This is a genomic window from Sphingobium sp. ba1, assembly GCF_000743655.1.
Lineage (GTDB): Bacteria > Pseudomonadota > Alphaproteobacteria > Sphingomonadales > Sphingomonadaceae > Sphingobium.
Map to the genome: position 1 here is coordinate 3,024,065 of NZ_JPPQ01000069.1, position 26,914 is coordinate 3,050,978.

General features: G+C 64.6%; 21 protein-coding genes, 1 tRNA gene and 1 other annotated feature. Of the genes, 7 read left to right on the forward strand and 15 right to left on the reverse strand.

Annotation, left to right across the window (positions count from 1 at the left end; genetic code table 11):
* Together lptB and rpoN are read left to right on the forward strand one after the other, a co-directional pair.
* Positions 1-659, forward strand: a 659-nt coding sequence (lptB, locus tag IL54_RS17910) for an LPS export ABC transporter ATP-binding protein (RefSeq protein ID WP_037479193.1), incomplete at its 5' end; no start/stop codon positions are given.
* A gap of 134 nt (positions 660-793) precedes the next feature.
* Positions 794-2,314 carry an RNA polymerase factor sigma-54 gene (gene rpoN, locus IL54_RS17915; protein ID WP_037479196.1) on the forward strand — a complete coding sequence of 507 codons (1,521 nt, stop codon included), beginning with the start codon at positions 794-796 and terminating at the stop codon, positions 2,312-2,314.
* A gap of 33 nt (positions 2,315-2,347) precedes the next feature.
* Here rpoN and IL54_RS17920 read toward each other — a convergent pair whose 3' ends face one another.
* From IL54_RS17920 to IL54_RS17950, 7 genes are all read right to left on the reverse strand, one after another.
* On the reverse strand, positions 2,348-3,199 hold the full coding sequence (locus IL54_RS17920) for a universal stress protein (protein WP_037477432.1): 852 nt from the start codon (positions 3,197-3,199) through the stop codon (positions 2,348-2,350).
* 11 nt (positions 3,200-3,210) lie between these two features.
* Positions 3,211-4,695 (reverse strand): SulP family inorganic anion transporter, encoded by a 1,485-nt coding sequence (locus IL54_RS17925; RefSeq protein WP_037477434.1) that lies wholly within the window; start codon positions 4,693-4,695, stop codon positions 3,211-3,213.
* Positions 4,696-4,783: 88 nt separating this feature from the next.
* Positions 4,784-4,837: a sequence feature (sul1 is cis-regulatory element that is thought to sense ions involved in sulfur or methionine metabolism; They are found in Alphaproteobacteria), on the reverse strand.
* 61 nt (positions 4,838-4,898) lie between these two features.
* A complete protein-coding gene (gene arsH / locus IL54_RS17930; protein ID WP_156106255.1) occupies positions 4,899-5,660 on the reverse strand; it encodes an arsenical resistance protein ArsH in 762 nt (253 codons plus the stop codon).
* The gene (arsB, locus tag IL54_RS17935) at positions 5,657-6,739 is read right to left on the reverse strand and encodes an ACR3 family arsenite efflux transporter (RefSeq protein WP_037477436.1); all 1,083 of its coding nucleotides are present in this window, start codon (positions 6,737-6,739) and stop codon (positions 5,657-5,659) included. Before arsB ends, arsH begins: the two co-directional genes overlap by 4 nt.
* A complete protein-coding gene (arsC, locus tag IL54_RS17940; RefSeq protein ID WP_037477438.1) occupies positions 6,736-7,161 on the reverse strand; it encodes an arsenate reductase (glutaredoxin) in 426 nt (141 codons plus the stop codon). Before arsC ends, arsB begins: the two co-directional genes overlap by 4 nt.
* A complete protein-coding gene (locus tag IL54_RS17945) occupies positions 7,158-7,679 on the reverse strand; it encodes an arsenate reductase ArsC (RefSeq protein ID WP_037477440.1) in 522 nt (173 codons plus the stop codon). Before IL54_RS17945 ends, arsC begins: the two co-directional genes overlap by 4 nt.
* Complete coding sequence (locus tag IL54_RS17950; RefSeq protein WP_037477442.1) at positions 7,676-8,029, reverse strand: ArsR/SmtB family transcription factor; 354 nt, start codon at positions 8,027-8,029, stop codon at positions 7,676-7,678. Before IL54_RS17950 ends, IL54_RS17945 begins: the two co-directional genes overlap by 4 nt.
* A gap of 143 nt (positions 8,030-8,172) precedes the next feature.
* Here IL54_RS17950 and IL54_RS17955 point away from each other — a divergent pair, with 143 nt between their 5' ends.
* From IL54_RS17955 to IL54_RS17965, 3 genes are all read left to right on the forward strand, one after another.
* Positions 8,173-9,669 carry an alkaline phosphatase gene (locus IL54_RS17955; protein WP_037477444.1) on the forward strand — a complete coding sequence of 499 codons (1,497 nt, stop codon included), beginning with the start codon at positions 8,173-8,175 and terminating at the stop codon, positions 9,667-9,669.
* Positions 9,670-9,731: 62 nt separating this feature from the next.
* Complete coding sequence (locus IL54_RS17960) at positions 9,732-10,802, forward strand: AI-2E family transporter (RefSeq protein ID WP_052027744.1); 1,071 nt, start codon at positions 9,732-9,734, stop codon at positions 10,800-10,802.
* A gap of 164 nt (positions 10,803-10,966) precedes the next feature.
* Complete coding sequence (locus IL54_RS17965; protein ID WP_037477446.1) at positions 10,967-12,331, forward strand: glycoside hydrolase family 27 protein; 1,365 nt, start codon at positions 10,967-10,969, stop codon at positions 12,329-12,331.
* A gap of 194 nt (positions 12,332-12,525) precedes the next feature.
* Here the strand turns inward: IL54_RS17965 and IL54_RS17970 are convergent.
* Positions 12,526-12,600: transfer RNA gene (locus IL54_RS17970), tRNA-Glu, on the reverse strand.
* Positions 12,601-12,701: 101 nt separating this feature from the next.
* A complete protein-coding gene (gene recJ / locus IL54_RS17975; protein ID WP_037477447.1) occupies positions 12,702-14,468 on the reverse strand; it encodes a single-stranded-DNA-specific exonuclease RecJ in 1,767 nt (588 codons plus the stop codon).
* 147 nt (positions 14,469-14,615) lie between these two features.
* On the opposite strand from recJ, the gene IL54_RS17980 reads away from it, so the two are divergent.
* Positions 14,616-16,733 (forward strand): autotransporter assembly complex protein TamA, encoded by a 2,118-nt coding sequence (locus IL54_RS17980; RefSeq protein ID WP_037479204.1) that lies wholly within the window; start codon positions 14,616-14,618, stop codon positions 16,731-16,733.
* Positions 16,733-20,941 carry a translocation/assembly module TamB domain-containing protein gene (locus tag IL54_RS17985; RefSeq protein WP_037477449.1) on the forward strand — a complete coding sequence of 1,403 codons (4,209 nt, stop codon included), beginning with the start codon at positions 16,733-16,735 and terminating at the stop codon, positions 20,939-20,941. Before IL54_RS17980 ends, IL54_RS17985 begins: the two co-directional genes overlap by 1 nt.
* 7 nt (positions 20,942-20,948) lie before the next feature.
* Here IL54_RS17985 and IL54_RS17990 read toward each other — a convergent pair whose 3' ends face one another.
* The 6 genes from IL54_RS17990 to IL54_RS18015 all read right to left on the reverse strand — a co-directional run bounded on the left by IL54_RS17990 (position 20,949) and on the right by IL54_RS18015 (position 26,824).
* A complete protein-coding gene (locus tag IL54_RS17990; protein WP_037477451.1) occupies positions 20,949-23,117 on the reverse strand; it encodes a prolyl oligopeptidase family serine peptidase in 2,169 nt (722 codons plus the stop codon).
* 122 nt (positions 23,118-23,239) lie between these two features.
* The gene (rplQ, locus tag IL54_RS17995) at positions 23,240-23,665 is read right to left on the reverse strand and encodes a 50S ribosomal protein L17 (protein WP_037477453.1); all 426 of its coding nucleotides are present in this window, start codon (positions 23,663-23,665) and stop codon (positions 23,240-23,242) included.
* Between the two features lie 177 nt (positions 23,666-23,842).
* On the reverse strand, positions 23,843-24,907 hold the full coding sequence (locus IL54_RS18000; protein ID WP_037477455.1) for a DNA-directed RNA polymerase subunit alpha: 1,065 nt from the start codon (positions 24,905-24,907) through the stop codon (positions 23,843-23,845).
* Positions 24,908-25,026: 119 nt separating this feature from the next.
* Positions 25,027-25,416 (reverse strand): 30S ribosomal protein S11, encoded by a 390-nt coding sequence (rpsK, locus tag IL54_RS18005; protein WP_004208752.1) that lies wholly within the window; start codon positions 25,414-25,416, stop codon positions 25,027-25,029.
* Between the two features lie 78 nt (positions 25,417-25,494).
* Positions 25,495-25,863: a 30S ribosomal protein S13 gene (gene rpsM, locus IL54_RS18010; RefSeq protein ID WP_037477457.1), complete on the reverse strand. Its 369-nt coding sequence runs from the start codon at positions 25,861-25,863 to the stop codon at positions 25,495-25,497.
* A 208-nt stretch (positions 25,864-26,071) separates the two neighbouring features.
* Positions 26,072-26,824 (reverse strand): glutaminyl-peptide cyclotransferase, encoded by a 753-nt coding sequence (locus tag IL54_RS18015; RefSeq protein WP_037479207.1) that lies wholly within the window; start codon positions 26,822-26,824, stop codon positions 26,072-26,074.
* Between the last annotated feature and the right edge of the window lie 90 nt (positions 26,825-26,914).

Below are 26,914 nucleotides of genomic sequence, written 5' to 3' on the forward strand. Positions count from 1 at the left end.
TGTCGCTGACCGTCGGCAAGGGCGAAGTCGTCGGCCTGCTTGGCCCCAATGGCGCGGGCAAGACGACCTGTTTCTATTCGGTCATGGGCCTCGTTCGGCCCGATCGCGGCCGCGTGCTGCTCGACGGGCAGGATATTACCAGCCTGCCCATGTATCGCCGCGCGATTTTGGGCCTTGGCTATCTGCCGCAGGAAACCTCGATCTTTCGCGGCCTGACCGTCGCGCAGAATATCAGCGCGGTGCTGGAAATGGCGGAGCCGGACAAGGCATCGCGCGCCGCGCGGCTGGAGCAATTGCTCGACGAATTCGGCCTGACCCGGCTGCGGGATTCGGCGGCGATGGCGCTGTCGGGAGGCGAGCGCCGCCGGTGCGAGATTGCCCGCGCGCTGGCTGCCAATCCGTCCATCGTGCTGCTGGACGAACCCTTTGCGGGCATCGATCCGCTGTCGATCGCCGACATTCGCGACCTGGTGAAGCAGTTGAAGACGCGCGGCATCGGCGTGCTGATCACTGACCATAATGTCCGCGAGACGCTGGAAATCGTCGATCGCGCCTGCATCATCTATGACGGGCAAGTGCTGTTTACCGGCAGCCCGACCGAGTTGGTCGCCAATGCCGACGTTCGCCGCCTTTATCTCGGCGAGAATTTCTCGTTGTGATGTAAGATGAAGCGGGGGCATTTTCTTTCTGAGCCGCACCGGCCCGCACCCCCACCCGGCCTCCCACAGTATAGGCTGGCTGGGCGTCCGGGTGGGGGCGCGAGCCGGTGCGCCAGCACAAGGCGCGCTGCCTGATGGCGCTCGGCCCACGCCTCGACATTCGGCAGAGCCAGTCGCTCGTCATGACGCCGCAGTTGCAGCAGGCGATCAAGCTGCTGGCGCTGTCCAATCTGGAGATCGAGGCGTTCGTCGCGGGCGAGTTGGAGAAGAATCCGCTGCTCGAATCGGGGGGTGGCGATGATGGTCCGCCGCCAGCCGACGGTATCGACCGCGAGCTTGAGCGGCCGACGCTGGCCGCCGAAACCGGGGCGAGCGACGATCTGATCGCGCAGGGGCTGGGCGGCGCGGATAGTCCGCTCGATGTCGACCATGGTGCGGACACGTTCATCGATGATGGCCCTGGCGACCGGATGGCGAGCGCGCTGGGCGCTGGCGGCGGCGGCATGGACGCGATGACGGGCGGCTATGGCGACGAAGCGCCGGACTTCGACAGTTTCGCTGCGCCCGGCGCCAGCCTGCAGGAACATCTGATGGATCAGGCGCGCACCGCGCTGTCGGGCGTGGACCTGATCGTCGCGGCGCAACTGATCGGCCAGATCAGCGAGGCCGGCTATCTGGAGGCGGACCTGTTGCAGACGGCCCATGCGATGGGCCTGCCGCTGGTCGATGTCGAGCGGGTGCTGGGCGTCATCCACACATTCGACCCAACCGGCATCGGCGCACGGTCGCTGGCCGAATGCCTGGCGCTGCAGGCCAAGGAAGCCGACCGCTACGACCCCTGCATCGCGCGCCTGCTCGCCAATCTCGACCTGCTGGCCAAGGGCGCGCTGCCCCAGTTGCGCCGCATCTGCGGGGTGGATGAGGAGGATATGGCCGACATGATCGCCGAATTGCGCGGCTATGACCCCAAGCCAGGCCTTAAATTTTCGAGCGACCGCGCTGCGCCGGTCACGCCCGACCTGTTCGTGCGCCCTACCGCCGAAGGATGGAGCATCGAGGTCAACAGCGCCACCCTGCCCCGCGTGCTGGTCAACCGCAGCTATTATGTCGAACTGGCGACCGGCAAGCAGGACAAGAATGCCAAGGCGTGGCTCGCCGATTGCCTGGCCAGCGCCAATTGGCTGGTCAAGGCGCTCGACCAGCGGCAGAAGACCATCATCAAGGTCGCGAGCGAGATCGTCCGCTGCCAGGAGGATTTTTTCCGCAAGGGCGTCGCGCATTTGAAGCCGCTGACGCTGCGCACCGTCGCCGACACGATCAAAATGCATGAATCGACGGTCAGCCGGGTGACGTCGAACAAATATCTGTCCTGCCCGCGCGGCCAGTATGAACTCAAATATTTCTTCACCAGCGGCGTGTCGAACGCGGAAGGCGACGGCTCCGTCTCGGCCGAAGCGGTCAAGAGCCATATCAAGACGCTGATCATGGCCGAAGAGCCCCAGGCGATCCTGTCCGACGACACGCTGGTCGAGCTGCTGCGCGCGCGCGGCATGGACATAGCCCGCCGCACCGTCGCCAAATATCGCGAGGCGATGGGGATCGGATCGTCGGTGCAGAGGCGGCGGCAGAAGGCACTGAAGGGCAAGGCGGCCTGATCCCGTGAGGGTGAGATCAGGCCGAAGGGCAGTTTATCGCACCAGCAGCACGGGCGCGTGGACGGTGCGGATAAGGGTGGTGGTGGTACTGCCGACAATCAGGGTGCGGAGCGGCAAGTGGCCGTAGGCGCCCATGACCAGCAGTGCTTGTGGCATTGCTGCCATCCGTTCGGCGATGGCATCTTCCGGTTTGCCTGGCAGGATCGCCAAGGTGACGGAGGCGCTGGCTGACAAAGCGGTGCGCGCCTTGTCGAGCAACGCGCGATGCTTGTCGTCGTCGGGGCCGACCGTCACGACCTGGACCGGCATCCCGGCGAACAGGGGCGAGTTGGCGACCCGTTCCAGCGCGCGGTCGGCGGGCTTGCTGCCGTCATAGGCGAGAACGACGGATTGAGGCACCTGGACCGTGCGCGAGGCGATCAGCACCGGTTTGGCGCTGGCGCGCACGACGCGCTCGATCTTCGATCCGATATGGTCGGTCGCAAATTCATGGCTCGCGCCGCGCTTGCCGATGACAATGACGCGAGCATCCTCTTCCCGCTCGATGATCGTTTCGACGATGCCGCCATGGCGGTGGAGCGGCGCGATGGCGGTGGCCCCGTCGGCGCGCAAGCGATCAGCCATGGTGGCGAGCAGCACGCGGCCACGCTCGATCTGGAGCCGGGAGTCGGCTTCCTCCAGCCGGGTCAGTTCCTCCAGCAGTTCGCTCTTGGCCCCCAGGCCGATCGCGCCGCTCAGATCATGGCGCTGCGCCACGGAATCGCGGCGCTGGACGACATGGAGCAGTTCGACCGGCAGGTGAAGGCGCCTGGACGCCCAGGCGGCGAGGTCGCAGACGCTGGCGGCATAGGCCGAGGCGTCGATACAGGCGAGTATCTTGGTCATGGCGTCTCTCCTCAATGCGCGCCGAGTTGCGCGTCCGCACCCGGCTTGTCGTGCAGGGCATAGCGTTCGACCATTGCGGCGCTGGCGTCGTTGAGGCCGATCACCTCGACCAGCGTGCCTTCGCGACGGAATTTCAGGATCGCCTTGTCGAGCGTGCCGATCGCGGAGATATCCCAGAAATGCGCGTCGCTGACGTCGATCACGACATGGTCGATCACTTCCTTATAGTCGAAGGCGGCGGTGAAGCTGTCCGACGAGGCGAAGAACACCTGGCCCGCGACGCGGTAGGTGCGCGCCTTGCCATCGACCGAGAGCGTAGACGTGACCGTGAAGAGGCGCTTGACCTTGCTGGCGAAGAACAGCCCCGACAGGATGACACCCGCCAGCACGCCCTGCGCCAAGTCATGCGTCCACACGACGATGACGACGGTGGCGACCATCACAACCGAGGATTGCCACGGATTGGTCCGCAGATCCTTAATCGAGCGCCAACTGAACGTGCCGATCGACACCATGATCATCACCGCGACCAATGCGGGCATCGGGATCTGGGCCACCAGCGGGCCGAGCACGACGATCAGGAACAGAAGGAAGGTGCCCGCGACGAGGGTGGACAGGCGGGTCGAACCGCCCGACTTCACGTTGATGACCGATTGGCCGATCATCGCGCAACCGCCCATGCCGCCCAGGAAGCCGGTGGCGAAGTTGGCGATGCCCTGCCCCTTCATCTCGCGGCGCTTGTCCGACCCGGTGTCGGTCAGGTCATCGACGATCTGCGCCGTCATCATCGATTCCAGCAGGCCGACGGCCGCCATGGTCAGCGAATAGGGCAGGATGATCTGCAACGTCTCCAGCGTCAGCGGGACGTTGGGGATGAGGAAGGCCGGCAGGGTCGAGGGCAGTTCGCCCATATCGCCCACCGTGTTGACGTTGAGGGCACCATAGATGGACAGGATCGTCAGGATGACGATCGCGACCAGCGGCGAGGGCACGGCCCTGGTCAGGCGCGGGAAGAGATAGATGATGGCGAGGCCACCCGCGACCATCGCATAGGTGACCCAGGTCACGCCCATGAGCTGCGGCAATTGGGCGATGAAGATCAGGATCGCGAGCGCATTGACGAAGCCGGTGATGACTGAGCGCGAGACATATTGCATCAGCATGTCGAGCCGCAGGAACCCGGCGACGACCTGGATGATGCCCATCAGGATGGTGGCGGCGAACAAATATTCAACGCCATGGTCGCGGATCAGCGGCAGCACCAGCACCGCGATGGCGGCGGTGGCGGCGGAGATCATGCCGGGGCGACCACCGACAAGGGCGGTGATCACGGCGATGGAGAAGGAGGCGTAGAGGCCGACGCGCGGATCGACACCGGCGATGATCGAAAAGCCGATGGCTTCGGGGATCAGCGCCAGGGCGACGACGATCCCGGCGAGGATGTCGGCGCGCGGATTGGCGAGCCATTCGCGTTGCAGCGAGGCGATGGACAGCATTCAAAAAAACCTAGATTGGCTAGCGGGGCATCGCGTGTGTGCGCGGAAACGCTCAAAACTCGGAAAAGCGAAGCCCAAATTCGCTAATGGTTATCCCGGGGATAGGCGCCGGGCCGAGCCACCCGGCGAGGCCGGGTCCAATGGATGCGGTCCCCTTATCCAAGATGCAGGGCCGACGCAAGAGCGATAAGCCGGTCCCTATGTCAGACCGATGTCGCCAGCCCGGCCTTTTCGACATGGGTGGCGACAGGCTCGTTGCGGTCCTTGCGCTCCGAATAGCGGTCCACCAACTGGTCGGCATGGGGCCGCAGCAGGACGGTGAAGCGGACCAGTTCCTCCACCACATCGACGATGCGGTCATAATAAGGGGATGGCTTCATCCGACCGGCCTCGTCAAATTCTTCATAGGCCTTGGCGACTGAGGACTGGTTGGGAATGGTGAACATCCGCATCCAGCGGCCAAGGATGCGCAGCGTGTTGATGCTGTTGAAGGATTGCGACCCGGCCGACACCTGCATCACCGCCAGGGTGCGCCCCTGCGTCGGGCGCAGCCCTTTATAGGCCAGCGGCAGATGGTCGACCTGCGCCTTCATGATGCCAGTGATCTGGCCATGGCGTTCGGGGCTGCACCAGATTTGCCCTTCCGACCAGAGCGAATGGGCGCGCAGTTCGTGGACGGCGGGGTGATCGTCGCCCGCTACCTGATCGGGCAGCGGCAGGTCGCGCGGGTCGAAGATGCGGGTTTCGCAGCCGAAAAACTGGAGCAGGCGCGCGGATTCCTCGACCACCAGGCGCGAATAGGAGCGTTCGCGCAGCGATCCGTAGAGCAGCAGGATGCGCGGCGGCGGGTCGAGATCGCCTAAGCCCAGCGCGGGTTGGCGATGCGCATAGTCCGGGTGCAGCGCGGGCAGATGGTCGGCATCGGCCAGCGGGCGGAGATAATGGAACGGCAGGGTGTCGCTCATGCCTCAGCCTCCTCCGCAAAGCGCGACCGGGTGCGGTTGGCGAAGGCGACCAGCGAGAGCATCACCGGCACTTCGACCAGCACGCCGACGACGGTCGCCAACGCCGCGCCGCTCGACAGGCCGAACAGCCCGATCGCGACCGCGACCGCCAGCTCGAAGAAGTTGGACGTGCCGATCAGCGCGCACGGGGCCGCGATCCGGTGCGGCACCTTCCAGGCGAAGGCCCAGGCATAGGCCAGCGCGAAAATGCCATAGGATTGGAGGATGATCGGCACCGCGATCAGCGCGATCAGCAGTGGTTGCCCGACGATGGTTTCGGCCTGGAAGGCGAAGAGCAACACCACCGTCGCCAACAGGCCGATGATCGACCAGGGCTTGAGCCGGGAAGTGAAGGCATCGACCGCCGCCACGTTGCCGCCATGCGCGGCGATCACCCGATGCCGGGTCAAAGCCCCCGCCGCGAGCGGGATCACGACATAGAGCATAGTGGAAAGCAGCAGCGTTTCCCACGGCACCACGATGTCGGTGACGCCGAGCAGCAGCGCGACGATGGGCGCGAAGGCGACGATCATCACAAGGTCGTTCACCGACACCTGCACCAGCGTATAGGCCGGGTCGCCGCGCGTCATCTGCGACCAGACGAACACCATGGCCGTGCAGGGCGCTGCGCCCAGCAGGATCAGCCCGGCAATATATTGGTCGGCATCGTTGCGGGGGATGAGGTCGCTATAGAGATAGTCGAAGAACAGGACGGCAAGCGCCGCCATGGTGAAGGGCTTGACCAGCCAGTTGATGACGATGGTGATGATGAGGCCGCGCGGCTTGCGGCCGATGTCGCGGATGCTGCCGAAATCGACGCCGACCATCATCGGATAGATCATCGCCCAGATCAGCACCGCGACGATCAGGTTGACCGAGGCTATTTCCAACCCGGCGAGCATTGCGAAGGCACCGGGCGCGGCATTGCCCGCCACGATCCCGACTGCGATCGCGAGCGCGACCCACAGCGAAAGCCATCGTTCGAACAGGCCAAGCGGCGAGGCGGATGCGCCTTTGGCATCGGATGCGGTCAGGGTCATGCGCGCTGGCCCGTTGCGTCGACCACCTGCTCGCCATCTTCCTTGGCGAACGCGCCTTGCTGCGCCGCCGGGAGAATATCCAGCACCGCTTCGGACGGGCGGCAGAGTTTGACGCCCAGCGGCGAGACCACCAGCGGGCGGTTGATGAGGATGGGATGCGCCATCATCGCGTCGATCAGTGCGGCGTCGGACAGGCTGTCATCGTCCAGCCCCAATTTGGCAAAGGGCGTGCCCTTTTCGCGCAGCAGGGCGCGCGGCGTCATCCCGGCGCGGGCAATCAGGCTTTCGAGCAGCGCGCGCGACGGCGGGGTTTTCAGATATTCGATCACATGCGGTTCGATGCCCGCATTGCGGATCATCGCCAGCGTGTTGCGCGACGTCCCGCATTCTGGGTTATGATAGATGATGATGTCGTGGGTCATGCGTTGGCTCCTGCCTGGGCGCTGGCACCCTCGCCTTGGCCGATTTCCTTGAGCCTGCGCTGCGTCGCCATGGCATCCAGCGCGTCGAGCGGTAGTTCCAGAAAGAGCGTGATGCGGTTGCGCAGATAGCGCAGCGCGGTCAGGAAGGCGTCGCGCTGCCCCTCCCCTTCGACAGCAGCCGGGTCTTCGATGCCCCAATGGGCGGTCATGGGGTGGCCGATCCACACCGGGCAGGCCTCGCCCGCCGCATTGTCGCAGACGGTGAAGATGAAATCGAACTGCGGCGCACCGGGCGCGGCGAACTCGTCCCAGCTTTTCGAGCGCATGCCCTCCGTGTCGAACCCCAACCCCGACAGGACGGACAGGGCCATGGGATGAACCGCGCCCTTGGGCTGGCTGCCGGCGCTCCAGGCGCGAAAGCGGCCCGCGCCGAGTTTGTTCATCAGCGCTTCGCCCAGGATCGAGCGGGCCGAATTGCCGGTACATAGGAACAGGACATTATAGACTTTGTCGGTCATGCTGGGGCTCCTTCGGAAACGGCGTCGCACGAAATGGAAGAAAGAAGGCCGGCGCACAGCGTCGGGTCGCCCTGGCAGCAATCGGCCATCAGAAAGCCAAGCAAGCCCTGCATTCCGGCATAGTCGGCGGCATAGTGGATGAGGCGGCTGGTGCGCCAGGAGGTGGCGAGGCCTGCCTGTTCCAGCTTCGTCAGATGATGCGACATGGTGGAGGGCGGCACGTCCATCGCTTCCGCCAAGGCACCCGCAATCATGCCATCGGGACCGGCCTTTACCAACAGGCGGAAGACCGAAAGGCGGGTGTCCTGTGCCAGCGCGGCCAGCGCCGCGACGGCCTTGTCCTGATCCATGGCGAGTCCTTACTTCGATGATCGTCGAAATATGGCGCGGGACCGGACCCGTCAATGATATTTCGATAGATGTGAAAATATAGGCGTTCTGTAGCACCTCTGTCATGATTGGATGGAAGGGGGTGCGGCAAAGGAGTATCTTCATGGTCGCTGCCCGCCGTCTTGCCCGTTCGTCCGCCCTGGCCTTGCTGATCGCCGCCAGCCCGGCGTTGGCGCAACATGCCAGCACCACCGACGCCTATCGCGCGCAGGCGATGGCCGAGCTGGAACGGCTCAAGGCAGACGCACCGGTCGTCGGCAAGGCGCGCAACATCATCCTGTTCATCGGCGATGGCATGGGGGTCAGCACGCTGACGGCAGCGCGCATCCATCAGGGCCAGCGGCAGGGTGTGGACGGCGAATCCTTCGTGCCGACCATGGATCGGCTGTCCAGCACAGCGCTGGTCAAAACCTATTCGCATGACGGGCAGGTGTCGGATTCCGCGCCGACCGCCACGGCGATCCTGACCGGGGTCAAGACCCGCAACGGCGTCATCGGCGTCGGCCCGGAAGTGCCGGAAAATGACTGCGCGGCCAGCAAGGCACATCGCCTGCCCTCGCTGTTCGGCTTTGCGCAAGGTCAGGGCATGGCGACCGGGGTGATTTCGACCGCGCGCATCACCCATGCGACGCCCGCTGCCACCTATGCTCACACCGCCCAGCGCGATTGGGAGGCCGATGGCGACCTGACGGCCGACGCCCGCGCGCAGGGCTGTATCGACATTGCGCGACAGATGGTGGAGGGCGACGTGGGTGCCCGGCTCGACCTGATCCTGGGCGGGGGGCGCGCCAATTTCCTGCCGACCACCGCGCGCGATCCTGAATATGCCACCATTATGGGCAAGCGCACCGACCGCAAGGATCTGACCAAAGTCTGGCAGCGGCGCAATCCGCGCGGGGCTTATGTGTGGAATAGCGCGGATTTCGCCAAGGTCGACCTGACGCGCACGCCCCGCCTGCTCGGCCTGTTCGAGCCGGACCATATGCAATATGAGGCCGACCGCGCCAAGGACACAGGCGGCGAACCGTCGCTGGCGGACATGACCCGTTCGGCGATCACGATGTTGGGCAGCCGCGACAAGGGCTATGTGCTGCTGGTGGAAGCGGGCCGGATCGACCATGCCCATCATGCCGGGAACGCTCGCCGCGCGCTGGAAGACACGATCGCGCTGGACGAAGCTGTGAAGGTCGCGATGGACATGACCGATCGCGCGGATACGCTGGTGCTGGTCACGGCCGACCATAGCCACACGTTCGCGATCAGCGGCTATCCCGGCCGGGGCAACCCGATCCTGGGCGCGGTGACCAATGGTGGCCAGGCGCTCAAGGCCAAGGATGGCAAGGGCTATACGACATTGGGCTATGCCAATGGGCCGGGCGCGACGATCGATACCCCGCGCGCCGACCCGCTCCAGACCGACACCACCGCACTCGATTATCGCCAGCAGGCGCTGGTGCCACTAGGCTCGGAAACCCATGGTGGCGACGATGTCCTCGCCCGTGCTTCAGGGCCGATGGCGCATCTGGTCAAGGGCACGATCGAGCAGCACAGCCTCTATTATATCATGCGCGAGGCGTTGGCCGGGCCGACCGCCAAATAGCCCGTGGCGCATTCGTGCCAGCAACAGGTTGCACGATGGATCATGCACGATAGAAGGCGTGCATGACCCTTGATCATGACGACGCCGCCACGGCGCAATCACAGCCGGCACCGGCGTCTTCCGCAACAGCCTACAGCCCCGGCCGGGTTGCCAATGCCGCATTGGTGGTCGTCGGTATCATCGGCCTGGCATGGATCATGGTCGAACTGACCCGCTTCCTGATGCTGGTGTTCGCGGCGATCGTGATCGGTGCGGTGTTCGACACGATCGCCAACTGGCTGTGCCGCATCACCGGCATGAAGCGGTCGATGGCGCTCGCTTTGTCGGTCATCGGCATGATCACCCTGTTCGTGGGCGCCTTCGCGCTGTTCGGGTCGCAACTGGCGCAGGAATTCGACACGATCCGTGAAACCGTCCCCCGCGCGCTGCAAAGCGTGGAGGGGCTGCTCAACCGCTATGGTCTGGGCGAAAGGGCGCGGCAATTGGTCGAGGGTGGCGGCAAGGATGTGTCGCAACTGGTCTCGCAGGCGGGCGGCTATGCGCTGGCGGCGGGCAGCGGCCTTGCCGATTTCGTGCTGGTCCTGGTCGGTGCGATCTTCCTGGCGGGCGATCCCGCCACCTATCGCCGGGGTCTGCTGCTGCTCATCCCGAAGAGCGCCGAGGAAAAGGTAGCGCTGGCGCTGGACGATGCGTCGGGCGGCCTGCGCGGATGGATGGTGGGGCAGGCAGTGTCCTCGCTGGTCGTCGCTGCGTTCACCTGGGCAGGGCTTGCGCTGCTGGGCGTACCTGCTGCGGGCGGCCTGGGCGTGATCGCTGGCCTGCTCGACATCATTCCGATGATCGGACCAGTGATTTCGGGCGTGCCCGCCGTGCTGCTGGCCTTCACCGTGTCGCCGATGACCGCGCTGTGGACCCTGTTGCTCTTCCTCGTGATCCAGCAATTGCAGGGCAATTTCCTGCAGCCGATGATCCAGAAACATGCGGTCGACGTGCCACCGGCGGTGCTGCTGTTCGCCGTGTTCGCCGCCGGCCTGCTGTTCGGCTTCCTCGGCGTCCTGCTCGCCGCGCCCCTTACGGTGGTCGTGTTCGTCGCGGTGCAGCGCCTCTATGTGCAATCGATGCTGGGCAAATAGATCAAGGTCGCCGGGAGGGACTAAGCCATTATCGACGCTGCGCTTGTCCATTTTCAGCTCTAGGTCTGCGGTGTTGATCCAAGACCTTGTCCTCCCAAGTTGCGCCGCCGGATATTGTCTGACAAATAAGGTCTGATTTCTGCTGGCAGAGGACAGGCCTACTCATGGATATATCCCGTCGAACCGCTATATTCGCTACGGCTGCGGCTTCTCTTGCAGGCGTTGCACAACGGGCCGACGCGGAGACGCCGATGTCCCCCTCGCACTCAGGCTCGCAAGGGGCTGTACTGGCCCCGCGCCCGCCCATGGGTTGGAACAGCTGGAACAGTTTTGCCGGCACCATCACCGAGGATCAGGCGCTGGAGACCGCAGCGATCATGCGGGACGCCTTGCTGCCATCGGGCTATAACGTCTTCACGATCGACATTCAGTGGTATGAGCCGGAAGCGAGCAGCTATACCTATAATGCCAACCCGGTCCCGGCGCTGGACGCCCATGGGCGGCTAGTGCCCGCGCCCAATCGCTTTCCGTCGGCCAAGGGTGGTGCGGGCTTCGCGCCGATTGCCGCGAAGGTCCATGCGATGGGGCTGCAATTTGGCATTCATGTCATGCGCGGCATCTCTCGCCATGCGGTGAAGCTGAACTTGCCGATTCTGGGTACGAATGTCCGCGCGCAAGACATTGCCGACACCACATCTATCTGTGCGTGGAACCCCGATATGTTCGGCGTCGACATGACGAAGCCCGGCGCGCAGGCCTATTATGACGGGCTGTTCAAACTCTACGCTTCATGGGGTGTCGATTTCATCAAGATGGACGATATGAGCCGTCCCTACGACGCCCGTGCACCGGAAATAGAAGCAGCGGCGACAGCCATTACCCGCTGCGGGCGGCCGATGATCCTGAGCCTGTCCCCTGGCGAGACACCGGTGCTGCGCGGCGACCATGTCCGCCGCCACGCGCAGATGTGGCGCATTTCCGATGATTTCTGGGACGAATGGGCGCAATTGGAAGCGCAGTTCACGCGGCTGGAGAATTGGATCCCGTTTCGTGGTCCCGGCGCTTGGCCCGATGCGGACATGCTGCCGCTCGGCCGCATCGCCTTGGGCGAGCGGGTGTCGCGGTTCACGCCCGACGAACAGCAGACATTGATGACTTTATGGTCGATCACCCGATCGCCGTTGATAATGGGCGGCGACCTGCGCCACCTTGATGGGGCCACGCTGGCGCTGCTGACCAACCCCGAAGTGCTGGCGGTCAACCAGGCGAGCCAAGACAACCGCCCGCACTTTTTGGAAGACGGATTGCGGGTCTGGTCGGCGGTGTCCGAGGACGGGAAGGCGCGCTATCTTGCGCTGTTCAACCTTGGGACCAAGACGCGGGACGTTTCGGTGCCGCTGGCGAATGTCGGTGTCGACGGTTCTGCAGCGGCGCGCGATCTGTGGAAGCGACGCGATATCGGCCCGGTCACGGGCCATGTAGTCACGCGCCTTGCGCCGCATGCCAGCGCGTTGTTTCGCCTGAGTTAGGGGAGGGAACAACCCTGCATGCCTTGGATGTTCCGGCCGGATCAGAAGCCAGGAAACCGGTCATATCGGCACCCATCATCAGCGCCCTGTAGTCATATGACGACGACGAGCGCTTTGGTATGGAACGTTTTGCGTAAATGACATTGAGGGAAATGCCATTCAGGCGCTTTCCGGCATCTTCGCTGTAGAGAAACTGGTGATCCCAACGGGATTCGAACCCGTATCGCTGCCGTGAAAGGGCAGTGTCCTAACCGTTAGACGATGGGACCACATACAACCACCGGCGAAGCGCCGCTGCGAAGTGAGGGGGGCATTAGGAGGAGACGGCGCGGCGGTCAACCCCTTTTGCGGGCAAAAACGCGCCTGCCACTCAGTCGGCCCAGGCGGCGTCGTCCAGATGGAGTTCGGCGGCGGGACGGCTGCCCCAATCGTCGATCTTCGCCCGTCCAGCGACCCACAGCCGCCGGTCGTAGGGCGCGCCCAATATCGCCTGGCCCATGTCGCTTTCGGCCTGGCGAAAGGCGATGGTCTTGATCGACCGGCCGTCCGCGCCCGCCATGATTGCGCGCAGGTGGCCGTTGCCGACCACATCGGCCTTGACCACGCGCATCGGGCCAGCGGCGATCCGGGGGGCGGGCCAGCCTGCGCCATAGGGTCCACCCTGCTCGATCGCAGCGACGAATTCCGGGTTCACGCCAGCCGGGGCCAGCACCGCGTCGATCAGCAGCGCCCAGTCGTCGCGCGCGCGCGCCACAGCGCTTGCCAGTCGGTCGTCCAGAAAATCGGCAAGCGCATCGACCTTGTCTGCCGCGACGGTCAGCCCGGCCGCCATGGCATGGCCGCCGCCCGCGACCAGCAGACCGCTATCCTTGGCCGCCATCACCGCCGCGCCCAGATCCACGCCGGAGATCGACCGGCCCGATCCCTTGCCCACGCCATCCTCGTCCAGCGCGATGACGATGGCGGGTCGCCCAGCCTTTTCCTTGATCCGTCCCGCGACGATGCCGATGACGCCCGGATGCCAGCCCAGCCCGGCAATCACCGCGACGGCGCGATTGCCCTGCGCGTCGAGCAGCGCTTCGGCCTGTTCCTGCACCGTCGATTCGATCGCGCGGCGTTCCTCATTATAATGGTCGAGCTGCCCTGCGATCCGCGCCGCCTCGGCCGGGTCCAGCGTCGTAAGCAACCGCACGCCAAGATCCGCCTGCCCCACGCGCCCGCCCGCATTGATGCGCGGCCCCAGCGCAAAGCCCAGATCATGGCACAGCGGCGCGCGGGTCAGGCGACTGGCGTCGATCAGCGCGGCGAGGCCGATATTGCGCCGCTTGGCCATTACCTTCAGCCCCTGCGCCACGAAGGCCCGGTTGAGGCCGCGCAGTTGCGCCACATCCGCCACCGTGCCGAGCGCGACGATATCGAGCAATTCCATCAGTGCCGGTTCCGCCCGCGTCGCGAACCAGCCGCGCCCGCGCAACAGCCGCACCAGCGCCGCGCCCAGTAGGAATGCGACACCGACAGCGGCGAGATGGCCATGCGTCGCCGCTTCCTCCCCCTCGTCCAACCGATTGGGGTTCACTAGCGCCAGGGCTTCGGGCAACGCCGCGCTGCATTTATGATGATCGACCACCACGACATCGACCCCGGCTGCCTTCGCCATCGCCAGCGCCTCGAACGCCTGTGCGCCGCAATCGACAGTAACGATCAGGGTCGCCCCCTCGCCCGCCAGGCGCACCAGCGCCTCACCGGACGGGCCATAGCCCTCCATCAGCCGATCGGGGATATAGGGTTTGGCCTCCAGCCCCAGATCGCGCAGCAATCGGATCAGCAGCGCCGCGCTGGTCGCGCCGTCCACATCATAATCGCCGAAGATGCGCACATCCTCGCCGCGCTGCACCGCATCGGCCAGCCGCTCGGCCGCCGCGTCCATGTCGCGGAACAGGCTGGGATCGGGCATGAAGGCGCGGATTGTCGGGTTACGATGCGCCTCCAGCGCCTCGCGCGGGCAACCGCGCGCCATCAGCAATTGCGTGACCAGATCGTCGGGCAGATAGCCGGGGTCGCGCGCGTCCGCCCCTTCTCCGCGCCAACGCCAGGGCTGGCCCATCAGGGATCGCGAAATATTGAGCGCAAATGTCATGCGCTTGCTCTAGACGGGCCTTGGGCCGGTGGGAAGCGCCCCCGTCGCGGCTAATCGTCGCCTGATCGGAACCGGCGCAACCCCTTGAGCGTATTGAAAGTTCGTCGGCCAATCATAGGGCTGGCGATGAAGGGGCATCGCATTTTCATGATCAGACGGCAGGCACATCATGTCCGGCGCATGTTGGGCCTTATCCTCGTCACCGCGTCGCCCCTGCCTCTCATGGCGCAGACGACCAATGACCCTGTGCCTGCGCTCCCCTATGACGCGACAGCGAGCGAAGAACCGATCCTGCCCGACGATCAGTTTGAAGCGCGCCTGCCGCAGGTCGAAAATACCGACCCAGCAGCCCCTCTTCCATCCATCGACAGCTGGATCGACCAGCAGATGCCGCAACAGGCCGACGCGCCAACGCAGTTGCCGCCTGCGACCGAGCCCGCGCAGGAGGTCGAACTCGCCCAGCCCTTGGCCCCGCTCGACAGCGTGACCGTGCCCGCCAATGCCGCGTCCGACGATGATCCCAATGCCAAGCAGCCCGACATCCGCTATGCGAGCAGCATCGAAGGGTTCGGCAAGACTGGGCTGGAGGATGCGTTCAAGGATGCATCGACCCTGATCGATGGCGATGGCAAGGCGGAAACCGCAGCCATGGTGCAGGCGCGGGCGCAGGAGGATGAGAAACTCGCCGTGCGGCTGCTCTATTCCGAAGGCTATTATGACGCGACCGCGCTGGCCAGCCTCGATCAGACCGGCGACGGTACGCTCAAGGCGGTCGTTTCGGTGACACCTGGCAAACGCTACAAGCTCGGCGATATCGTCATCACCGCCGAGCCGACCGTACCGGCCGGACTGGTGCGGGACAGCCTGCCGCTCAAGACCGGCGACTATATCGTCGCCACCACGATCGAGGGTGCGGAGGCGAATGTCGCGCTGAAGCTGCCGGAAAATGGCTATGCCTTTGCCAAGGTTGGCGAACGCGACATCCTGCTCGATCCGGCGACCATAACGGGCGACTATACCCTGCCCGTCGACACCGGCCCGCGCGGCACATTCCGCAAGATTACCACGAGCGGCGACAAGCAGGCCTTTGGTGCCGACCATATGGAAGTCATCCGCCGCTACAAACCCGGCCAACTTTATGACAGCCGCAAGGTCGATGACCTGCGCAAGGCACTGGTGGCGACGGGCCTGTTCGCCAGCGTCGGCGTCGATCCGGTGCGCACCGGCGAAGCCGGACCCGATGGCACCGAATATGTCGATCTGCATGTCGAACAGGAGGCGGGTCCGCCGCGCACGCTGGCCGGCGAAGCAGGCTATGGCACCGGCCAGGGCTTTCGCGCGGAAGGCACCTGGACCCACCGTAATCTCTTTCCGGCCGAAGGCGCGCTGATCGCCAGCGTGGTTGCGGGCACGCAGGAACAGGGCGTGGCAGGCACATTCCGCCGCTCGAACGCAGGCAAGCGGGACCGCACGTTTCAGGCAGGCGCGCTACTCAACCATCAGAAATATGACGCCTATGAGGCCTTTACCGCTGGCCTCAACATCACTTGGGCGCGCCAGTCGACGCCGATCTTCCAGAAGCGCTGGACCTATAGCTATGGCGCGGAAATCCTGCTGTCGAACGAACAGACGACGATCGACGCTGCCACGGGTGAGAATAACCGCCTGACCTATTTCATTGGCGCGCTGCCGGTGCAGGTCGGCTATGACCGTTCCAACGACCTGCTCAACCCCACAAGGGGCTTCCGCGCCAATCTGCGCGTGTCACCCGAAGCCTCGCTGCAGGGCAATGTTTCGCCCTATGTGCGCAGCACGTTCGACTTGAGCGGCTATTTCCCGGTATCGGACAGCCTGGTCATCGCCGCGCGCACGCGCCTTGGCACCATCAACGGCGTGGCCCGCGATGATGTCGCGCCATCGCGGCGCATATATGCCGGTGGCGGTGGATCGGTGCGCGGCTTCGGGTTCCAGGAATTGGGACCGAAGGACGTGAACGCCGATCCGATCGGCGGCCGATCCGTCAATGAATTTGCGGTCGAGGGCCGCTATCGTTTCGGCAATTATGGCGTGGTCGCCTTTGTCGATGCGGGGCAGGTGTATGAAAGCCAGATCCCGGAATTTTCCAACATGCGCTACGGCGTGGGTCTGGGCGGTCGCTTCTATACCAATTTCGGTCCCTTCCGCGCCGACATCGCCATGCCGATCAACCGGCAACCGGGCGAATCCAAATTCGCCGTCTATATCGGGATCGGGCAGGCTTTCTGATGACGCAGGACGACACCCTCACCCCCGACCGGATCGACACGGTGCGCCAGGGTCGCCCCTTATGGCAGAAGATCGCGATCGGCGTTGTCGGCTTTATCGTCGCGATCGTCGTGCTGACGGGCGTGTTGCTGCTTGGCCTCAACACCCAGCCGGGCAAGAAATTCCTGATCCAGCAGATCGCCGCGTTCCAGATGGAATCGGGGATGGCGATCGAGGTCGGGCGGATCGATGGGTCCATTTATAGCGACATGGTCATCCACGACCTGATCCTGCGCGATCCCAAGGGTGTGTTCGCGGTCAGCCCGCGCGTGCATGTGGTGTGGAAGCCATTCCGCTACATCAACAACCATATCTCTGTCAGCCTGCTCGAAACGCCGTTGGTTGTGCTGGCGCGCAGTCCGCAGTTCAACGTCACGCCAACCGATCCCAACGCGCCGATCCTGCCCGACCTCGATATCGACGTCGATCGGATGAAGATCGGCAAGTTCATCCTCGCCCGGCCCGTCATCGGCCAGAAGCGCGAGATCGCCATCGATGGCGTCACGCATATTGCCGATGGCCGCGCGATCCTGTCCGCCGATGCCATCGTCGATAGCGGCGATCGGTTGCAGGCGAAGCTGGACGCCGTGCCGTCGCAGAACCGCCTGGCCATGAGCGGCACGTTGGCCGCGCCCAAGGGCGGCGTCATCGCCGCCATGTCGGGCCTGACGGACGGCATGACCGCAACCCTGGATGGCAAGGGCACCTGGCAGGCGTGGGACGGGCGCATCGTCGCCACCAGCCCCAAGGGCGAGCTTGCCAACGTCGCCATCGCCGCGCGCGATGGCAATTTCACCGCCAAAGGTCCGGTGCGTCCGGGCCTGGTGATGGCGGGCACCGTCGATCGCCTGACCGCACCGCAACTGGATGTCGATCTGTTCGCGGGTCTCAACGAACGGCGCGTGAACCTCAAAGGCACATTGCGTTCGCCTGCGCTGTCCGCCGATGCACAAGGCGTCATCGACCTGGCCGCCAGCCGTTTCAGCGCGCTGCGGATCAACGCCGCGCTGCTCACGCCCGGCGCGATCATGGAGAAGGTGCGGGGCCGCGATGTGCGCGCGTCGATCATTCTCGATGGGCCAATGGCGACGCCGTTCATCGACTATGACATCACCGCCAGAAATCTGGCATTCGACGCAACCGGTATCGAAAATCTGAAGGCCTCTGGCCGCGCGGTGATCGACACCGACCGCATCCGCATTCCCGTGAACGCCACGGCGAGCCGCGTGACCGGCCTGAATGCTGCGGCAGGCGGTCTGATGAACAATCTGCGCGTCAGGGGCGACTTCGCCTATGCGGGCGGCAAGCTGATCAGCGACAATCTCAAGATCGACAGCGACCGGATCGATGCCACCGCGATCATCCTCGCCGATCTCGACAACGCCCTCTATCGCGGGGCGCTTAAAGGCAGGGTCAACGATTATAAGATCGATGGCGTCGGCATCGTCAATCTCAATACCGATGTCGAACTGGTCCCCGGTCCCAAGGGCGGCTTTGGCCTGTCCGGCCGCTTCGGCGTGCGCACCGCGCGCTGGGAGAACGCCTCCGTCCGCGATTTCCTGGGCGGCAATGCCGTGGCCAGCGGCCGCATCGGCATGACACCGGAGGGCAAGTTCACGCTCGCAGGCCTCAAGGGCGCGGCGCCCAATTTCACGATTCAATCGGGGTCGGGCAGCTATGATACGGATGGCGCGATCGCCTTCGACGCGACTGCTTCCTCGCGCCAATATGGCCCGCTTGCGCTGACCGTGCGCGGGACAATGGAGCGGCCGCAAGCCGTGCTGCGCGCAGCGCGGCCCAATGTCGGCGTGCAATTGTCCGACGTCGTTGCGAAACTGAATGGCGAAGCGGCGGGCTATCGGCTGGAAGCCACCGGTGGGTCGCCCTATGGGCCATTCTTTGCCAATGTGCTGATCCGCACCGCCACGGGGCCGCTCACGATCGACGTCACCCGCGCGCGTTTCGCCGGTGTGGACATGAACGGCCGCATCCAGCAGAGCGCTGCCGGCCCCTTTACCGGCCAGCTGGCGATGAACGGCTCCGGCATCACCGGCGCGATCCGGCTCGCCGCGGTTGGCAAGGCGCAGGGCGTGAACGTCAATGCGACCGCCAGCAACGCCAAATTGCCGGGCGATGCGGAGATATTGATCGGCCGCGCGATCGTCACCGCCTCCATGGTACTGACCGACCAACCGCGCATCATCGCCGACGCCCAGATCGCCAACGCCGCCTATGGCGACTATATCGTGCGCAAGGCGCGGGCGAAGCTCGATTATCAGGGCGGGCGCGGCAAGGCCCAGCTAGTTGCGGACGGCTCCAGCGGCGTGCCCTTCTCGATCGCCGCCAACGCCGCGCTACGCCCCAATCTCTACGCCGTGGCGTTGCAGGGCAAGGCGGGCAACATCCCGTTCCGCCTAGCCCAGCCCGCGATCATCCGCACCGAGCCGAGCGGCTATCGCCTTGACCCAGCGACACTGGTCCTGCCGCAGGGCAAGGTCGATCTGGCCGGGCGCTTCGGCGGCACGACGGCAGTGCAGGCGCGCTTCAAGGATTTCGATCTCGCCATCGTCAACATGGCTGCCCCCGGCATGGGCATTGGCGGTCGCATGACGGGCGCGCTCGACTATGTGCAGGAGGGCAATGCCTTCCCGACCGCGACCACGAGCATTGCCATCGCCGATTTCCGCCGGTCGAGCCTGTCGGCCGTATCCGATCCCGTTTCGATGACGATGGAGGGCAAACTGTCCGCCGCAGGCGGCGACATGCGCGGGCTGATCCGGCGCGGCAGCGCGACGCTCGGCCGCTTCGTCGCGACGCTCGCCCCGCCCGGCCCCGGCGCAAGCTGGAGCGAACAGCTCCAGTCAGCCCCGCTCGGTGGTGGCATCCGCTATTCCGGCCCGGCCGATGTCCTCTTCTCCTTCGCAGGCCTGGCCGACCAGCAGCTGACCGGCGGCCTCGCCGTTGCTGCGGACTTTAGCGGGCGGCTGACGGCCCCGCGCGTCAACGGCATCGCCCGCGCCAATGCGCTGACCTATGAGAATGAGACGTTCGGCACTCGCGTCACGCAGATGAAGCTCGACGGGCGCTTCACCAACGACCGGCTCGACATCCGCGACTTTTCAGGGCGCGCTGGCGACGGAACGGTGCAGGCGTCCGGCACGGTAGGGCTGGCGGCGGATAGCGGATTTCCGATGAACATCGCGGTCAGGCTCGACCGCGCACGCTTGGCGCGCAGCGAAGCGATTACCAGCGTGGTGAGCGGATCACTGGCCATCACCAACAGCGCGGCCAATGGCGGCCTAATCAAGGGTGATCTCAGTCTGCCCGAAACCCGTTACAAGGTGGCCTGGCAGGGTGGCACGGAAATTCGTCAGCTCCAGGGCGTCCGTCGCAAGGGCGAAGGCACCGACATACTCGACCAGCGTATGGCCGCGCGCAAGACCGCGGCGCAGCCCGCCGACTGGAAGCTCGACATCCGCGTGCGGGCCGACAATGAAATTTATGTGACCGGCATGGGGTTGGATTCCGAATGGAAGACGGACATGCGCGTCACCGGCACCACCGCCAATCCGCGCGTCGTCGGCAAGCTGGAAGTGCTGCGGGGCCGCTACAGCTTCTCCGGCAAGCAATTCGACCTGGAGCAGGGCATCATCACTTTCAACGGGCCGATGATGAACCCCACGCTGGCGATCAAGGCGGAGACGCGGATCGATACGGTCACGGCGGGGCTGCAAGTCACCGGCAGCGCGCAGCAGCCCGACATCGCCTTCATCTCGACGCCCAGCCTGCCGCAGGATGAAATCCTCTCCCGCATCCTGTTCGGCGATAATGTCGCCAACCTGTCGGCGACGCAGGCGATCCAGTTGGCAGCGGCGCTGAACGGCCTGCGCGGCGGCAGCGGGGGACTCAATCCGATGGGCAAGCTGCAGGGCGCGACCGGCATCGACCGGATCGGCATCGTCGGCGGCGACGAGCAGACCGGGCGCGGGACATCGCTCGCAGTCGGCCAGCGCATCTCCAACGATATTTATGTGGAGATCATCACCGACTCGCGCGGCTTCACGGCGACCCAGTTGGAAATCGCCCTGTCGAAGACGCTCAGCCTGCTGTCCAAGACTGGCACCAACGCCGGGTCGTCAGCCAACCTGCGCTATTCGAAGGATTATTGAGGGCGCGTCATTCGGGCGTTCGCTGGATCGTCAGTCCGGTGAAATGCGCCAGGAAGGCATAGCTGTCGGCATATTCGTCGATCAGCTTGTCGATCGGTTTGCCCGCGCCATGGCCCGCACGATTTTCCACCCGCAATAGCCGGGGCCGATCCCCGACCGCTGCCGCCTGGAGGGCCGCCGCATATTTGAAGCTGTGCGCAGGCACGACCCGGTCGTCGGTGTCGGCCGTGGTCACCAGGATGGCGGGATAGTCCTTGCCGCCCAATATATTGTGGTAGGGCGAGTAGCTGTAGAGCAACGGAAAATCCTTGGCCCGGCCCGGCGAGCCATAATCATCGACCCAATAGCGCCCGGCGGTAAAACGGTCGAAACGCAGCATGTCCATGACCCCCACGGCAGGTAGGGCAGCGGCGAAAAGGTCGGGCCGCTGGTTGACCACGGCGCCCACCAGCAACCCGCCATTGGAGCGCCCCTCGATCGCCAGGCCATCCTTGGGCGTATAGCCATTGCTCTTGAGCCATTCGCCCGCCGCAATGAAATCGTCGAACACATTCTGCTTGTTCGCCCCGCGCCCGGCCTCATGCCACGCCTTGCCGAACTCGCCGCCACCGCGCAGATTGGCGATGGCATAGACCCCGCCCTGCTCCAGCCAGGCAAGCCGCGTCGCCGAATAGCCGGGCGTCAGGCTGATGTTGAAACCGCCATAACCATAGAGGATGGTCGGCGCGGCAATCGCTCGGTCCGCCAGCACCTTTTTGCGGATGATGGTGATCGGGATCGGCGTGCCGTCCTTGGACGGGTAGAGCCGCTGCTCGATGCCGAAATCATCGGGGTTGAAGGGCAGGTCGGGCTGCGCGAACACGCTGCTTTCCATGGTTGCGGTGTCGAACCGATAGATGCTGGACGGCGTTACGAAGCCGGAGAAGCTGAAGAATGTCTCCGGATCGCCGTCACGCCCGCCAAAGCCCGCCGCCGTGCCCATGCCCGGCAGGGGGACATCCGCCACCTTGCGCCCGTCCAACTCGACCAGTTCGGCAATCGTCTCCGCCTCGCTGACATAAGCCAGGACCAGCCGGTTGCCGACGAGCGACCCGCCCGCCAGCGTCTCGGCCCGCTCCGCCACCACTTCCCTCGCTCCCCGGCGCGGCCGCGCGGCGTCCAGAGTCACCAGCCGCGATCGGGCGGCGGATTTGTTGGTGATGAAGTAGAGCGTCGTTCCCCGGCTGCCGACCAGCCGCCAGTCATGCGTTGGTCCCTTGACCAGCAGGCGCGGCTTGACCGGGCCTCCGTCCAGCACGGCGACATGGACTTCACGCCGGCTGTCGATGCCTTCGAAACTGTTGATGACCAGCCAGCCGCCATCGCTCGTCACCTGCGCCTGATGGCTGAGCTTGGGCCGGTCGGGCGTTTCGTAGACAAGTTGGTCCTGCGCCTGTTCCGTGCCGATCCGATGGTAGAAAAGCTGCTGCCCCTCATTGGCGGAGCGAAACGTCTCGCCGTCCGCTGGGGGGGCATAGCGGGAATAGAAGAATCCCTCGCCCCGCCCGTCCCAGGCGATCTGCGAGAATTTCACCCATTCGACCCGTTCGTCCAGCGTTCGGCCGCTGTCCACGTCCAGCACGCGCAGGGTGCGCCAGTCGCTCCCCGCCTCCTGCATCGCATAAGCGAGGTAGCGGCCATCGGGGGACGGTGCCCATTCGGCGAGCGCGCTCGCGCCGTCCTTGGCCCAATCATTGGGATCGAGCAGCAAGCGTTGCGCACCCGCCAGCCCGTCGCGCACATAAAGCGGGGTCTGGTTTTGTAGACCCTTATTATAGCCGTAAAAATAGCGGCCTCCTGCCTTGCGCGGCACGGTGTAGCGGCCGTGCGACAACAAAGCCTGCATCCGCGCCTTGAGCGCATCGCGGCCCGGTAGCCCGTCGATATAGCGGCGGGTCAGGGCGTTTTCCTGAGCCACCCAGTCGCGCACGGCCGGATCGGCGCGCAGGTCGTTTTCGAGCCAGCGATAGGGGTCGGCGACCTTCACGCCGAAATGATCCTCGACCAGATCGAGCCGTCGTGCCGCGGGGTAGCGCAGGCTGCCATCCTGCGCGCCCGCATCGATGATAGCCGCGTTCGGCCCGGCCAGCGCAGGCGTCGCCGCCAGCAGCAGCGGCAGCAGGGTCAGGCGAAACACGCGCGCATCCTCTCACAGTCTTCTTTAACGCCAACAGGCCGCAGCTCTCTTGAGAGCCACGGCCTGTTGGTAAAGCAATATGGTCCGACTGTCAGGTCATGCCGACAGTCGCAACTGACGGATCAGGCTGCTTCCAGCTCATCCTCGTCTTCATTCTGCAGCGGGCCGGAATCCTGACCCTTGGCGCTGACGTCGCGATCGACCAATTCGATGATCGCCATCGGCGCAGCGTCCGACGCGCGGAAGCCAGCCTTGATCACGCGGGTATAGCCGCCGTTGCGATCCTTATAGCGTTCGGCCAGCGTCTCGAACAGCTTGATCAGCTGCGTGTCGTCCTGCAGCCGCGCATGGGCGAGACGACGGTTGGACAGGCCACCCTTCTTCGCCAGCGTGATCAGCTTTTCGACATAGGGACGCAGCGCCTTCGCCTTGACCGTGCCGGTCATGATCTGCTCATGCTTGATGAGCGAGGCGGCGAGGTTGCGCAGCAGCGCGTTACGATGGCCGGTAGCGCGTTGCAGCTTACGCTGACCCATTTTATGACGCATAATCTCTTCCTTCGTTCGTTAAGGGGCCGTTTGAGGTACCCCAGACCTGGCGGTGATAAGGGCCACCGCCGACAACCCTTGCCCAAAAAAGCGGCAAAGTTCACACCGTCACAGGAGCGAAATTCGCCTGCCCGGTCATCGCCCCTTCCCGCACGAATACGGAAAGGAGCGAGAGGATCAGCCCAGCAGCTCTTGTTCGAGCTTCTTGGCCATTTCCTCGATATTCTCAGGCGGCCAGCCGGGGATGTCCATGCCAAGGCGCAGGCCCATGGACGACAGCACTTCCTTGATTTCGTTCAGCGACTTGCGGCCGAAATTGGGGGTGCGCAGCATCTCGGCTTCGGTCTTCTGGACCAGATCGCCGATATAGATGATGTTGTCGTTCTTGAGGCAGTTGGCCGAGCGGACCGACAGTTCCAGTTCGTCCACCTTCTTGAGAAGATAGCGGTTGATCTGGTTGGTGTCGCCTTCGCTGTCCGACGTCGATGCGACGGCATGTCCGCCCTGCGACGGCGCTGCGGTCGGCAGTGCGTCTTCGAAGTGGACGAACAGCTGGAGCTGGTCCTGCAGGATACGGGCGGCGAAGGCCACAGCATCTTCCGGCGTGACGGTGCCGTCGGTTTCGACGGTCAGCGACAGCTTGTCATAGTCCAGTTCCTGGCCGACGCGGGTGTTATCCACCTTGTAGGCGACCTGACGGACCGGCGAGTAGAGCGCGTCGATCGGGATGAGGCCGATCGGCGCGTCGGCCGGGCGGTTGGCAACGGCGGGGACATAGCCCTTGCCGATGTCAGCCGTCAGTTCCATGTTGAGCGTCGCACCCTGGTCGAGATGGCAGATGACCAGATCGGGGTTCATCACCTCGATATCGCCGACGACGCTGATGTCGCCTGCCTTGACCACGGCCGGGCCGGTGGCGGAAAGCTGCAGGCGCTTTGGCCCGTCGCCTTCCATCCGCAGCGCAACCTGCTTGATGTTGAGGACGATATCGGTCACGTCCTCACGCACGCCAGCGAGCGACGAAAATTCGTGCAGGACGTTCTCGATCTTGATCGAGGTGACCGCCGCGCCCTGGAGCGAGGAAAGAAGAACCCGGCGTAGCGCGTTGCCAAGCGTCAGGCCGAAACCGCGCTCTAGTGGCTCGGCGACAAAGGTCGCCTTACGCTTGCCGTCGCTGGTTGGCTTGATTTCCAGCGCGTTGGGCTTCTTCAATTCCTGCCAGTTCTTCATGTTGACAGTCATGTAATTCCCCTGGGGATGTGGCCGAAACGCTTATGATCCTGGACCCGACAGGACGTTGCGGCCGATGCAGACGGGTAACGGGCGGCGCGTCCGCCGCCCGCCATATCGCTCAGCCGTGGTTAGACGCGGCGGCGCTTGGACGGACGCACGCCATTGTGCGGGATCGGCGTCACGTCGCGAATCGAAGTGATGTGGAAGCCGACGGCCTGCAGCGCGCGCAGAGCCGATTCACGACCCGAACCGGGGCCCTTGACTTCGACTTCCAGGGTACGGACGCCATGTTCGGCGGCCTTGCGGCCCGCGTCTTCGGCGCACACCTGGGCGGCGTACGGGGTTGACTTGCGGCTGCCCTTGAACCCCATCATGCCGGCCGAGGACCAGGAAATCGCATTGCCCTGGGCGTCGGTGATGGTCACCATGGTGTTGTTGAAGCTGGCGTTGACGTGCGCGACGCCGGCCGAGATATTCTTGCGCTCACGGCGCTTAATGCGCTGGGGTTCGCGTGCCATTTTGCTCTATCCTACTGAAATCGTTTAAAAGGAGAAGTCGCCGGAGGGTCAGGCCAAAAGGCCTGCGACCCTCAACGATTACTTCTTCTTACCGGCAATCGCCTTTGCCTTGCCCTTGCGGGTGCGCGCATTGGTGTGCGTGCGCTGGCCACGAACCGGCAGCCCCTTACGATGACGCAGGCCGCGATAGCAGGCCAGATCCATCAGGCGCTTGATGTTCATCGCGGTGTTGCGACGCAGATCGCCCTCGACCGTCAGGTCGGCGTCGATGGTTTCACGGATCTGGAGCACTTCGGCGTCCGAAAGATCCTGAATACGACGGCTCTGGTCGATGCCGAGCTTGGTGGCGATATCAACGGCGGTCTTGCGACCAATGCCGTGAATGTAGGTGAGCGCGATGATTACGCGCTTGTTGGTCGGGATGTTAACACCCGCAATACGTGCCATGGTACTTAAATCTCCTGCTCCACGGGGCGATTGGCGTCACCCCATCTCAAAGCGTCAAAGGCCGGTTTTCCTGGCGGAAAAGCGCGATCCATACTATCCTCCGAGACGCAAAAAAGACGGTCAGTGCGCAAAGCACTGCCGGTCACCTGCGTGTCGGGATCGGTCGCCACTAGCGATTCGGCCGCTTCCTGTCAACCGCGTGGCTGGTCTATTCGGCCGCGCGGGCAACCTTTATCTCGAACAGCTTGGGCCAGTTCTTGCCGGTCACGAACAGGCGATCCCTTTTACTGTCCCAGGCGATGCCATTGGCCACCGCTTCGCTGTCCGTCACCCCCGCCGCCTTGCGCAACGCGGCGATGTCGACCCAGTCGATCACGGCGCCATTGCGGGGGTCGATCCGGGCAATCTTCGTATCATACCAGATATTGGCCCAGATTTCGCCGCGCACATATTCCAGTTCGTTCAGTCGATCGACCGCCCGGCCGTTCCAGCTCACGGTGATGCGGCGCTGTTCGGTCAGCGTGTCAGGATCGAGGAAACGAAGTTGCGCGGTGCCATCGCTCATGATCAGGCTCTTGCCATCCTGGGTCAGGCCCCAGCCTTCGCCCTCATAGCGAAAGTCGGCGATCGGCGCGAAATCATCGAGCTGCCAGACGAAGCCGCGCCGGTGCCGCCAGGTCAGGCTGACGATCCGGTCGTTCCAATTGACCATGCCCTCCCCGAAATAGGGCCGCTCGATCGTGCGGCGGGCCAGTATCTTGCCCGTGCGCAGCGCCACTTTGCGAATGTCCGACCGGCCTTCCAGCCCCGTGCTTTCATAGAGCGCGCCGTCGTGGAAGAAGAGACCCTGGGTGAAAGCCGTCTCGTCATGCGGGTAGGTTTTGACCAGCGTCCAGGGCGTGTCGGCCAGGGCTGGCGTGGCGATGAGGGCGAGTAGGGCGAGAAGGAGCATCCGCCCCATGCGTCGGCAGGTCATTCCGCCACCTGCGCCGCTATGGCTTGCGCCAGCCAGTCCGGCAGTAGCGCGGGGTCCAGATCCTCCACCCGCCGC